Consider the following 12,956-nt stretch of genomic DNA (forward strand, 5'->3'; position numbering starts at 1 on the left):
ATTTTAATGAAAGGATATATAAATATAGAAGGAGAAGGAGTTTCAACTATTGAAAGTATATTATATAGTATAATATATTCTTTCAGGTTTATATTTGGTGAAACAGTATATATGGTTTTGTTACTTACAATATTTATAAATGGATATATAGTATTTAATAAGGATAGAATAAGAAAAATATATATAGGAAGAAAAATTGTATTCTTAATATTTTTACTTTCTTATTCTTTATTATCTACGGCAGAAAGTATAGGACCTTTGTCATCTAATTTTTCAGATGCTGTAAGTGAATTGATAGGTTATACTTTTGAATTTAAAGGTGGAGGAGCCATAGGTTCTATATTAGCTATACCTTTTTATAGTATAATTAAAACATTACCAATGTTTTTAATATTAGTATTTTTAACAATTTCTTCATTATTACTATTTTTAAGTAAATATATTAGATTGTTATTTAAAATAACATCAAATATTTTAGAATACTATAATAGTGAAGATTATAAAAAAAAGAAAGAAGTATTAAAGTTAAAAATAGAATATGAAAGAAAAAAACAAGAAGAAATAGACTTGAAGAGAGAAAGAGAATTTGCTCAACAATTCATTAAGTTGAAGGATGAAAAATTAAATAAAGAAATATCTAAAAAATTAGATATGGATAAGGAACATGACAAAGAAGATTTTTATACTCCAAGTGAGTTGGAAAGAAAGAAAAAAGAATGGATAGAATATTGTGAAAGAATAGATAGACTAGAAAAAGAAGAAAAGGAAAAAATAGAAAAACAAACTATATTATTACGTGAACTTGAAAAAGAAAAACAAGAAAAATTTATACAAGAAGAACTAAAAAAAAATGAAGAAAATAAATTTTTAAAAGAAAATATAAAAGAAGATTTAACTATAGAAAATGAAGAAAATTATGAAGAGTTAAATAATAAGTATATTAGAGATATAGAAGAAAATTTTGAAGTTGAAGATATATCAGTAGAGGAAGAACAAGATATAGATATTCCTATGCAAACTGAAAATAACATGGATAATGAAGAACTAAATAAATCAGTAGAAGAATTGTTTAAGTATAAACAAATGGATCCAGAAAAAAAGGAAGAAATGAAAAGAGAAATAGAGTCTAATATTGCTTTACTTGAAACGGTTCTTAGTAATTTTGGTATAAATGCTAAAGTTGTAGATTATGGTACAGGACCTACTATAACAAGATATGAAATAAAGATACCTCAGGATGTTAAAGTTAAGAAGGTTACTGAGCTTGAAAATGAAATTAAAATGTATTTAAAGGCAGAAAGCATAAGAATAGAAGCTCCAATTCCTGGTAAAGATGCTATAGGTATAGAAACTCCAAATAAGATAAAAGAACCTGTATATTTCTCAAATATTATACATTCTGATGCATTAAATGAAGGTATACTTCCGGTTGTTTTAGGTAAAGATATAGTAGGTAAGAATAGAGTTATAGATATAACAAAACTTCCACATTTATTAATAGCAGGAACAACAGGAAGTGGTAAATCGATAGCTATAAATACTATGATATCTTCTTTAATAAGTAAAAAAAGTGATGATGAAGTTAAGTTTATAATGGTTGATCCTAAAATGGTAGAATTAACCTTATATGATGGTATAGCTCATTTGTTAACTCCAGTAATTACAGATCCTAATATGGCATCTGTTGCACTTAAATGGGCAGTAAATGAAATGGAAGACAGATATAGAAAACTTGCTTCATTTAGAATGAGAAATATAGAGGGATATAATAAAGAATTTGAAAATGATAAAATGCCATATATTGTAATAGTCATAGATGAGTTAGCAGATCTTATGATGGTTGCATCAAATGATGTTGAAAAATCAATAGCTAGAATAGCACAAAAAGCTCGTGCTGTAGGGATACATTTAATAGTTGCAACTCAAAGACCGTCAGCTGATGTAGTAACTGGGATAATAAAAGCTAATCTTCCAAGTAGAATATCATTTGCTTTAAGATCATCTATAGATTCAAGAACTATACTTGATCAAGTAGGTGCTGATAAATTATTAGGTAAGGGAGATATGCTATTCCTTGATAATGGTAAAGCTAAACTTGAAAGATTACAAGGTGCATTTATTTCTGATGATGAAGTAAAACAATTGACAGATATAATAAAAAGTAGTAAAAAAGCTGTATACAATGATAAGGTTTTAGAAAGTATTGATGAAAATGATGATGATAGAGATCCTTATCTTGAACAAGCTATAGAAATAGCTTCTAGAATATCAAGAGATGAAAAGTTGTCTATTTCTTATTTGCAAAGAGAATTGAGAGTTGGATTTAATAGAGCTTCAAGAATATTTGAACAGTTGAAAAAAAATAATATAATAGATTCAAGTAATAGATATATAGGTGAAGATAATAATTATTAGAAAGGAAGATGTAAATGTTTAAAAAGATAGTAAAAAAATTTAAAAATTATTTTTTCATGAGTAAGAATACTAAGGATATAGGTATAGATTTAGGAACAGCTAATACTGTTCTTTACGTTAAAGGAGAAAATATAGTAATAGATGAACCAACATATGTTGCTATAAATAACAAAAATGATGGAGAAATAGAGTTTATTGGAACTCGTGCTAAAGAGATAATGGGAAGAACACCAGTGTATATGGAAGTTAAAAGACCTCTAAAAAATGGAGTAATATCAGAATATGAGATTACAGAAAAAATGTTATCTAAATTTTTAGATAGAATTAAAGAGGGAGAATTATACAATGATAGGGTTATAATCTGTGTTCCAAGTGGAGTAACTCAAGTTGAAAGACGTGCAGTTGTTGATGCAGTTAAAGAAGCAGGTGCTAGAGAAGTTTATTTAATAGAAGAACCTATAGCAGCTGCCATAGGAGCTGGAATTAGTATGTTTGAACCTAAAGGACATTTGATAGTTGATATAGGAGGTGGAACAACTGAGATTGCTTTTATAGTTTCAGGAGGAGCTTCAAAAACACATTCTATTAAAGTGGCTGGAGATCAATTAAATATGGATATAGTAGATTATGTTAGAGAAAAATATAATCTAAATATTGGAGAAAAAACGGCTGAAGATTTAAAAATACTTGCTACAAATGAAGAAGATAGTACAAAAATGTATGAAATTAAAGGAGCAGAATCAGTAAGCGGTATACCTAAAGAAATTAAAATAACTGTTGAAGAAGTTAATAATGCTATAGATAAAAGTATAAATCATATAATTTATGAAATAGATAAAGTTATAGAAGAAATAACACCAGAGATAGCAGCAGATATTTATGAAACAGGAATACATTTATCAGGTGGAGGGGCCTCTATATTAGTTCTTAAACAAAAAATAGAAGATAAATTTAAGTTAAAAGTAACAATAGCAGATATACCTATTTATGCAGTTATAAATGGTATAGCAAATATTTTCCAAGAATTTGATAAATTTAAAGATATACTAATTTCAACTAGTGAAGATTATTAGGGAGTATATATGAAAGAGGATATAGAAGCGCTAGTTTTTTTATCAAAGGAAATAGTAAATATAAAAGATTTATCTACTTTTTTTAGTGTTAGTATTGAAGAAATAAATAAAATTGTGGATGAATTAGTTAAGGATTATAAAGATAGGGGCATAAATTTTGTTGTTGAAGATGGTAATTTATTAATTAGAACGAATCCGTTAAATGGAGAAACTATTAAAAATTATTTTATGCCTGAGTTAAAAGTAAGGAAATTATCTAAATCTTCTCTTGAAGTTCTTACTATAGTAGCATTTAAGGGACCTATAACTAAAACTGAAATAGAAGAAATAAGAAATACAGGAGTAGATCATATAGTTCCTGTTCTTCTTGAAAAAAAATTGATAAAAGTTGTTGGGAAGAAAAAAACTTTAGGAAATCCAAATCTTTATGAAGTAACAGATGATTTTTATGGATATATAGGACTAAAAGATAGAGATGAGTTAATGAGATTTGATAAAAGTAATTGGCTGGAAAGGGAAGAAGATGAGAATAAATAAGTATATAGCAGAATCTGGTTTTTGTTCAAGAAGAAAAGCAGATGAATTAATATTAGAAGGAAGAGTAAGTATTAATAAAAATGTTGCTATTATTGGAAGCGAAGTAGAAGAAGGGGATATAGTAAGAATAGATGGGGAAAAAGTTATAGTAAAAAAGGATTATGAGTACTATATTTTAAATAAACCTAAAAGAGTGCTATGTGCTAATGAAGATAAATTAAAAAGAACTTTAGCAGTAGATTTGATTAAATCTAAAAAAAGATTATTTACTTTTGGTAGACTTGATTATATGACAGAAGGATTGATAATTATTAGTAATGATGGAGATGTGTATAATAATGTTATGCATCCCAAAAAGAAATTGTATAAAAGCTATATTGCTAAAATAGATAAAGAAATAACAGAGGAACATTTAGATGCACTAAGATATGGGGTTGTAATTGATGGACAAAGAACGCTACCAGCTAAGGTAAAAATAATATCTAAAAAGGAAATAAGAGTAGCAATATACGAAGGTAAAAATAGACAAATAAGAAAAATGTTTGAAACATTAGGATATACAGTTAAAAATTTGAAAAGGGTTAAAGTTGGAGAATTGACTTTAAGAGGAATAGATGTAGGTAAGTATAGAAAAATGACACAAGATGAAATTAACTACCTTAAAAGTCTATAAGATTGGATGATTAATGAAAGAAATAGAAGAATATGTTAGATATTCAAGTCTTTTTTCATATTATAAAGATTTATTTTCTGATAAACAAAGAGAATATTTAGAAGCATATCTTGAAGAAGATAATAGCCTTACAGAAATAGCAGAAGCTTTTAATGTTAGTAGGCAAGCTGTTTTTGATAATATTAAAAGAGGGTGTAAAAGACTTGAAAAATATGAAAAAATGTTAGGTATATTTGAAAAAGATATAAAATATATTGAAAATTTAAAGAAATTAGAAAAAGATTTTAATATTGATAATTTAAAAAAATTGATACTAGAATATGAAGGAGGCGTGATTAGTGTTTGAGAGCTTAGGAAATAAATTACAAGATACATTTAAAAAAATATCAGGCCAAAGTAAAATAACGGAAAGTAATATATCAGATGCTTTGAGAGAAGTAAGGTTAGCATTACTTGAAGCAGATGTTAACTATGGTGTAGTAAAAAATTTAGTTTCAAGAATTAAAGAAAAGGCACAAGGTCATGAAGTAATAAGAGGGGTAAATCCTAAACAACAGTTTATAAAAATAATAAATGATGAATTAGTAGAAATATTAGGTGGTAGTAATACAGGATTAAATAAATCTATACATAAACCTACAATAATAATGATGGTTGGATTACAAGGTGCAGGGAAAACTACTTTTACTGCTAAATTATCAAAACTATTAAAAAAAGATAAACAAAAACCATTTTTAATAGCTGCCGATGTTTATAGACCAGCAGCAAAGAAACAATTAGAAGTTTTAGCAAAGCAGATAGATGTTCCATATTTTACTATACATGAAAGTAATGATGTACTTGATATAGTTAATAAAGGGATGGAGGAAGCGAAAAATCAAAGTTCTGATTATGTATTAATAGATACTGCAGGGAGACTTCATATTGATGAAGATTTAATGAAAGAATTAGAAAATATTAAACAACTTGTAAATCCTACTGAAATACTGTTAGTTGTTGATGGTATGACAGGACAAGATGCTGTTAATGTTGCTAAAAACTTTAATGACAGTTTAGACGTTACAGGAGTAGTTTTAACAAAACTTGATGGAGATACTCGTGGAGGTGCTGCACTTTCTATTAAAGAGGTATCAGGTAAACCTATTAAATATATAAGTGAAGGAGAAAAATTAGATGATATATCTGTATTTCATCCTGATAGATTAGCAAGTAGAATACTAGGTATGGGAGATGTTGTTTCTCTTGTAGAAAAGGCACAAGATGCTATTGATGAAAAAGAAGCAAAAGAAATGGAAAAGAAATTTAGAAAAAATCAATTTGATTTTGAAGATTTTCTAAAACAATTTAAATTAATAAAAAGAATGGGGTCTCTTGGTGGAATATTAAAAATGCTACCTGGTATGGGTGGAGCGTTAGATGGAATAGATTTAAATTCTGCTGAAAAGGAAATGAAAAAAGTTGAGGCAATCATTTTTTCTATGACAATAGAAGAAAGAAGAAATCCTAATCTTTTAAAAGCTTCTAGTAGAAAAATAAGAATAGCTAAGGGTTCTGGGACAGATGTTTCTCAGGTAAATAAATTGATTAAACAATTTGAACAAATGAAACAAATGATGAAAATGTTAAATTCTGGAAATATTCCTGGATTTGGTAGAATGGGGAAAAGATAGAAATGATAAATAAAATTGGAATTATTAGTTTATCAAGTGGTATTTTGGGTGAAGATTTTGTAAAACATGAATTATTGATAGGTTGTAAAAGACTAAAAGATTATGGCATAAACGTAGAGTTTATGCCAAATTCACTTAAAGGAATTGAATTTTTAAAAAAATATCCTGAACAAAGAGCAAAAGATATATTGCATGCTTTTAAGAATGACGATATAGATATGATATTATGTGCAATAGGTGGAGAAGATACATATAGATTATTACCTTATTTATTTGAAAATGATGGGCTAAAAAATGTTGTTAAACAAAAAATATTTTTAGGTTTTTCTGACACCACAGTAAATCACTTGATGTTAAATAAATTAGGTATTAAAACTTTTTATGGACAAGCATTTCTAACTGATGTTTGTGAACTTTCTTCTGAAATGTTACATTATACAAAAAAATATTTTGAAGAATTGATAACAACAGGGAAAATAAAAGAAATTAGACCAAGTGATGTATGGTATAAGGAAAGAGGGGATTATAGCGAAAAATCTATTGGTGTAGATATGCCGAGTTTTAAAAATAAAGGATTTGAATTATTGATGGGTAAACCAATATTTTATGGTGAAATTTTAGGAGGCTGTATAGAATCTATTTACTATAATATATTTGATAATAGTAGATTTTCTGATAGTGTAGAAATTTGTACTAGATATAATATATTTCCTAAGCTAGAAGATTGGAAAGGTAAGATATTGCTTCTTGAAACAAGCGAGGAAAAACCGACTCCTATTCTTTTTAGAAAAATGATAAATAAATTAAAAGAATATGGGATTTTTGATGTTCTTTCTGGAGTTTTAGTTGGTAAACCTCAAGATGAAGTATATTATGATGAGTATAAGTCAATATTGATAGAAGAGCTTTCTGATAAAGATATATCTGTTGTATATAATATAAATATAGGGCATTCTACTCCTAGATGTATAATACCATTTGGAGTTTATTCAGAAGTTGATGTTGAAAAACAGTTGATTAGTTTTCCCTTGAATATATCTTTTTAAAATGATAAAATATATACAAATAAAGTGAGAAAGAGGTAATATTATGATTTTTCAAGATTTTAAATATGAAAGACCTGATATAGAAGTACTTAATCAAAAATTAAAGGAAATAAAGGAAAAGGTAGAAAATGCAGATAATGCACAAATTCAAATAGATGCCTATTTAGAATTAGATAAACTATTACAAGATTTTACAACTATGACATCTTTAGTATATATTAGACACAGTATAAATACTTTAGATGAGTTTTATAGCAAAGAAAATGATTTTAATGATGAAAATTCTCCTGTAATAAGTTCATATATTAATGATTTAAATGAATCTTTTGCTAAATCTAAGTTTAGAAAAGAATTAGAAGAAAGATTTGGAAAACTTGTATTTGATAAGATAGATATGAGTTTAAAAACGTTTAAGCCTGAAATTATAGAAGATTTACAAGAAGAAAATAAACTTGTATCTGAATATGTAAAATTATCATCTAGTGCTAAGATAATGTTTCAAGGTGAAGAAAGAAATTTATCTCAAATGGCACCGTTTTCTCAATCTGTTGATAGGGAAGTTAGAAAAGAAGCTGTTAAATTAGTTGGACAATTCTTTTATGATAATATGGATGAGTTCGATAGAATTTATGATTCTTTAGTAAAAGTAAGAGATAGAATTGCTAAAAAATTAGGATTTAAAAACTTTGTTGAATTAGGTTATTTGAGAATGGGAAGATTAGACTATAATTCAAAAGATGTAGCTAATTATAGAAAGCAAATAGTAGAAAATATAGTTCCTGTTTATACTGAATTGAGAAAGAGACAAGAAAAAAGAATTGGTGTAGAAAAATTAAAATACTATGATGAAGGAATTACTTTCCTTTCTGGGAATCCAACGCCTAAAGGTGATAGAGATTGGATGGTGGAACATGCTAAAACTATGTATAAGGAATTATCACCTGAAACAGATGAATTCTTTAATGTGATGGTAAATCAAGAATTAATGGATTTAGATAGTAAAAAAGGAAAACAAGGTGGAGGTTATTGTACATCACTTGATTCGTATAAAGTTCCGTTTATATTTGCAAACTTTAACGGTACATCTCATGATGTCGTTGTATTAACACATGAAGCAGGACATGCTTTCCAATCTTATACAACTATGAGAAATGTAGAGATATCAGATGAATTTTGGCCTACGTCAGAATCTGCAGAAATACATTCTATGAGTATGGAATTTTTAACATGGCCTTGGATGCATTTATTCTTTGAAGGTGATACTGATAAATTTAAATACAATCATCTTGCAGATGCCTTTATATTCCTTCCGTATGGAGCTCTTGTAGATGAGTTTCAACATTATGTTTATGAAAATCCAACAGTAACACCAGCAGATAGAAGAATGAAATGGTTAGAATTAGAAAAGAAATTTTTACCTACTAGAGATTATGATGGTATGGAGGAATATGAAACAGGGTTATTCTGGTTTAAACAGGGTCATATATTTGAAATGCCATTCTATTATATAGACTATACTTTAGCTCAAATTGTGGCATTACAATTTTGGAAATTATCTAAAGAAAATAGAGAATTAGCTTGGGATAAATATATGAAATTATGTAAATTAGGAGGTTCTAAAACTTTCTTAGGATTATTAAAAGAAGTTGATTTAGATAATCCTTTTGTAAATGGAAGTTTAGCTAAAATAGTTCCACCTGTTAAAGAATTTTTAGCTACAATAAATGATCAAGAGTTATAACATGGAGTGCTAAGCACTCCAATTTTTTTAATAATAGTTATCTTGAATAAATGTATTTAAAATGTTAGAATAGTTGGAGTTAGGAGGTGAAAAAATGAGTTCATTACCAAATTGTCCGGAATGTAAAAGTGAATATACTTATGAAGATGGGAATTTATTAATTTGTCCAATGTGTGCTTATGAATGGTCAGGTGCAGTAGAAACTGAAGAGAAAATTTACAAAGATGCTAATGGTAATATTTTACAAAATGGAGATACGGTTTCAATAATTAAGGATCTTAAAGTTAAAGGTACATCATCTGTTTTAAAAATAGGGACACGTGTTAAAAATATACGTTTAATTGAAGGAGATCATGATATTGATTGTAAAATAGATGGTTTTGGTGCTATGAAATTAAAATCAGAATTTGTAAAAAAAATATAGGAATTTAGCTAGGGAGTATTGACAAACTAGCTAAAATACTATATAATCATTAAGTACAGCGAATTGTTGTGGTTGGATATATGTTTAAATTATTGTATTTTCTATATTAAAGACTATGTAGATAGTTTTTTGTGTGTTTATTTTGTTAGAACGTCAAAGTGCACACGAGGGAATATAGTCTATATAAGAATGTATAGAAATAATCCACGATGATTTGACCATATAAATTATAATAAAGTTTGGGAGGAGGAAGTATGCCTACAATTAATCAATTAGTGAGATTTGGTAGAAGCAAAACTGAAAAGAAAAAGAAATCACCTGCATTAAAAGGTAATCCACAAAAAAGAGGAGTTTGTGTAAGAGTATATACAACTACACCTAAAAAACCTAACTCAGCGTTAAGAAAAGTTGCAAGGGTTAAATTAGTTAATGGAATAGAGGTTACTGCATATATTCCAGGTATTGGACACAATCTTCAAGAACACTCTATAGTATTACTAAGAGGGGGAAGAACAAAGGATTTACCAGGGGTAAGATATAAGGTAATAAGAGGAGCTCTAGATACAGCAGGAGTAGTTAATAGAAAACAAGCAAGATCAAGATACGGTACTAAGAGACCTAAATAAATATAAATCATAAGGATAAGGAGGCAATAGAGTGTCAAGAAGAAATCAAGCTAAAAAAAGAGATGTTTTACCTGATTCAAAATTTAATGATATAATAGTTACAAAATTCATAAATGGTTTAATGGTTGATGGTAAAAAATCAGTTGCTGAAAACATTTTTTATTCAGCATTAGAGGAAATTGAAAAAGAAACTAACGAATCAGGATATGAAATATTTAAAAAAGCTATGGAAAATGTAAAACCTGCGGTAGAAGTAAGATCAAGAAGAATCGGAGGGGCTACATATCAAGTACCAGTTGAAGTTAGAAAAGAAAGACAACAAACTTTAGCTATAAGATGGTTAGTTAGATATACAAGAGAAAGAAAAGAATATGGTATGATTCTTAAATTGAAAAAAGAATTAATAGCAGCAGCTAATAATGAAGGTGGATCAATTAAGAAGAAAGACGATACATATAAGATGGCAGAAGCTAATAGAGCGTTTGCACATTACAAATGGTAATTAAGAGGAGGATATAGATGGCAAGGAAAGTTGCGTTAAAAGATACTAGAAATATCGGTATCATGGCACATATAGATGCTGGTAAAACAACAACTACTGAAAGAATCTTATTCTACACTGGAGTTAATCATAAAATTGGAGAAGTTCATGATGGAGCTGCTACAATGGACTGGATGGAACAAGAGCAAGAAAGAGGAATTACTATAACTTCTGCAGCAACAACTTGTTTCTGGAAAGGTCACAGAATAAATATAATTGATACACCAGGTCACGTTGACTTTACAGTTGAAGTAGAAAGATCTTTAAGAGTATTAGATGGAGCAGTTGCAGTATTTTCAGCTGTTGATGGAGTTCAACCTCAATCAGAAACAGTTTGGAGACAAGCTGATAAATATAATGTACCAAGAATGGCATTCTTTAACAAAATGGATAGAGTTGGTGCAGACTTTAAAATGTGTGTAAACGATATTAAAGAAAAATTAGGTGGTAATGGTGTACCTATACAATTACCTATAGGATCAGAAGATTCATTTGAAGGTATTATAGACTTAATAGAAATGAAAGAATACTTATTTAAAGATGAAACTATGGGTGCTGATTATGAAGTAATAGATATTAGAGAATCATTATTAGCTGATGCTGAAGAAGCAAGAGCTCACTTAATAGATTCAATAGTAGAAACTGATGATGAATTAATGGAAAAATACTTTGCTGGAGAAGAAATTTCAGTTGAAGAAATTAAAAAAGCATTAAGAATAGCTACTATTGCAGGAACTGTAGTACCAGTTACTTGTGGAACTGCATTTAAAAATAAAGGAATCCAACCATTATTAGATGCTATAGTTGCATATATGCCATCACCTGTTGATATTGCTGAAGTTACAGGAACAGATCCTAAAACTGATGAAAAAATTTCAAGAAAACCTGGTGATGAAGAAAAATTTGCTGCATTAGCATTTAAAATAGTAACAGATCCATTTGTTGGAAGATTATCATTCTTTAGAGTTTATTCAGGAGTTTTAGAAAAAGGAAGCTATGTATTAAACTCTACTAAGAATAAGAAAGAAAGAATGGGAAGATTATTACAAATGCATGCTAATAAGAGAGAAGAAATTGAAGTTGTTTATTCTGGAGATATAGCAGCAGCTGTAGGATTAAAAGATACAACTACAGGAGATACATTATGTGATGAAAATGCTCCTATAGTATTAGAAAAAATGGAATTTGCAGAACCAGTTATATCAGTTGCAGTTGAACCAAAAACTAAAGCTGACCAAGAAAAAATGGGTACTGCATTATCAAAACTTGCTGAAGAAGATCCAACATTTAAAGTTACTTCTGATCAAGAAACTGGACAAACTATAATATCTGGTATGGGAGAATTACACTTAGAAATAATAGTTGACCGTATGAAGAGAGAATTTAAAGTTGAAGCAAATGTTGGTAAACCACAAGTTGCTTATAGAGAAACTATACTTGGTTCATCTGATGTTGAAGAAAAATATGCAAAACAATCTGGAGGACGTGGACAATATGGACATGTTAAAATCAGAGTTGAAGCAAATGATGGAAAAGGATATGTATTTGTTAATGAAATTACAGGAGGAGCAATTCCTAGAGAATACATTCCTGCAGTTGATAAAGGTATTAAGGAAGCACTTGAAACAGGGGTTCTTGCAGGATATCCAGTTCAAGATGTTAAAGTTACTCTATATGATGGATCATATCACGAAGTCGATTCATCAGAAATGGCATTCAAGATTGCAGGATCAATGGCTATGAAGAAAGCTTTAAGAGCAGCTAATCCAGTATTACTTGAACCAATATTTAAGTTAGAAATAACTACACCTGAAGAATACATGGGAGACGTTATAGGAGATTTAAACTCAAGACGTGGAACTGTAGCAGGTATGAATGATAGAAATGGAGCTAAGATCATAAATGGAGCTGTACCATTGTCAGAAACATTTGGTTATGCAACTGATTTAAGATCTAAGACACAAGGAAGAGCAACTTACTCAATGGAATTTGAAAAATATCAACAAACTCCAAAAACTATATCAGAAAAAGTAATTGCTGAAAGAACAGGAAAATAATAAATAATAATTAAAGGAGAGAATTCAAATGGCAAAACAAAAATTTGAAAGAAGTAAACCACACGTAAACGTAGGAACAATAGGACACGTAGATCACGGGAAGACAACAACAACAGCAGCAATATCAAAAGTATTAGCGGCAAAAGGATTAGC

Annotated in this window: 13 protein-coding genes; all 13 read left to right on the plus strand. The window is 28.5% G+C overall.

What is annotated here, in order from left to right; genetic code table 11:
- A partial coding sequence (locus ACWYO2_RS02360; RefSeq protein WP_455514890.1) for a DNA translocase FtsK occupies positions 1-2,415 on the plus strand: 2,415 nt, incomplete at its 5' end.
- A gap of 14 nt (positions 2,416-2,429) precedes the next feature.
- Positions 2,430-3,488, plus strand: a complete 1,059-nt coding sequence (gene mreB, locus ACWYO2_RS02365) for a rod shape-determining protein MreB (protein ID WP_455514891.1) — start codon at positions 2,430-2,432, stop codon at positions 3,486-3,488.
- Positions 3,489-3,497: 9 nt separating this feature from the next.
- On the plus strand, positions 3,498-4,025 hold the full coding sequence (gene scpB / locus ACWYO2_RS02370) for an SMC-Scp complex subunit ScpB (protein ID WP_455514892.1): 528 nt from the start codon (positions 3,498-3,500) through the stop codon (positions 4,023-4,025).
- Complete coding sequence (locus tag ACWYO2_RS02375; RefSeq protein WP_455514893.1) at positions 4,012-4,698, plus strand: pseudouridine synthase; 687 nt, start codon at positions 4,012-4,014, stop codon at positions 4,696-4,698. The genes scpB and ACWYO2_RS02375 overlap by 14 nt, the downstream gene beginning before the upstream one ends.
- A gap of 13 nt (positions 4,699-4,711) precedes the next feature.
- Positions 4,712-5,044: a YlxM family DNA-binding protein gene (ylxM, locus tag ACWYO2_RS02380; protein ID WP_455514894.1), complete on the plus strand. Its 333-nt coding sequence runs from the start codon at positions 4,712-4,714 to the stop codon at positions 5,042-5,044.
- Positions 5,037-6,368 (plus strand): signal recognition particle protein, encoded by a 1,332-nt coding sequence (gene ffh, locus ACWYO2_RS02385; protein WP_455514895.1) that lies wholly within the window; start codon positions 5,037-5,039, stop codon positions 6,366-6,368. The genes ylxM and ffh overlap by 8 nt, the downstream gene beginning before the upstream one ends.
- Before the next feature lie 2 nt (positions 6,369-6,370).
- A complete protein-coding gene (locus ACWYO2_RS02390) occupies positions 6,371-7,414 on the plus strand; it encodes a S66 family peptidase (RefSeq protein WP_455514896.1) in 1,044 nt (347 codons plus the stop codon).
- A gap of 43 nt (positions 7,415-7,457) precedes the next feature.
- Positions 7,458-9,155, plus strand: a complete 1,698-nt coding sequence (locus ACWYO2_RS02395; protein ID WP_455514897.1) for a M3 family oligoendopeptidase — start codon at positions 7,458-7,460, stop codon at positions 9,153-9,155.
- A 94-nt stretch (positions 9,156-9,249) separates the two neighbouring features.
- On the plus strand, positions 9,250-9,579 hold the full coding sequence (locus ACWYO2_RS02400; protein ID WP_455514898.1) for a zinc ribbon domain-containing protein YjdM: 330 nt from the start codon (positions 9,250-9,252) through the stop codon (positions 9,577-9,579).
- A gap of 254 nt (positions 9,580-9,833) precedes the next feature.
- Entirely contained in the window at positions 9,834-10,205 is a 372-nt protein-coding gene (rpsL, locus tag ACWYO2_RS02405; RefSeq protein ID WP_066896588.1) for a 30S ribosomal protein S12, read from the plus strand.
- A 31-nt stretch (positions 10,206-10,236) separates the two neighbouring features.
- Positions 10,237-10,707: a 30S ribosomal protein S7 gene (rpsG, locus tag ACWYO2_RS02410; RefSeq protein ID WP_455514899.1), complete on the plus strand. Its 471-nt coding sequence runs from the start codon at positions 10,237-10,239 to the stop codon at positions 10,705-10,707.
- Between the two features lie 17 nt (positions 10,708-10,724).
- Positions 10,725-12,803: an elongation factor G gene (gene fusA / locus ACWYO2_RS02415; RefSeq protein ID WP_455514900.1), complete on the plus strand. Its 2,079-nt coding sequence runs from the start codon at positions 10,725-10,727 to the stop codon at positions 12,801-12,803.
- A 28-nt stretch (positions 12,804-12,831) separates the two neighbouring features.
- Positions 12,832-12,956 (plus strand): GTP-binding protein (locus ACWYO2_RS02420; protein WP_455514901.1); only part of this gene is annotated, 125 nt, incomplete at its 3' end.

It is taken from the genome of Pseudostreptobacillus sp. (assembly GCF_977040545.1).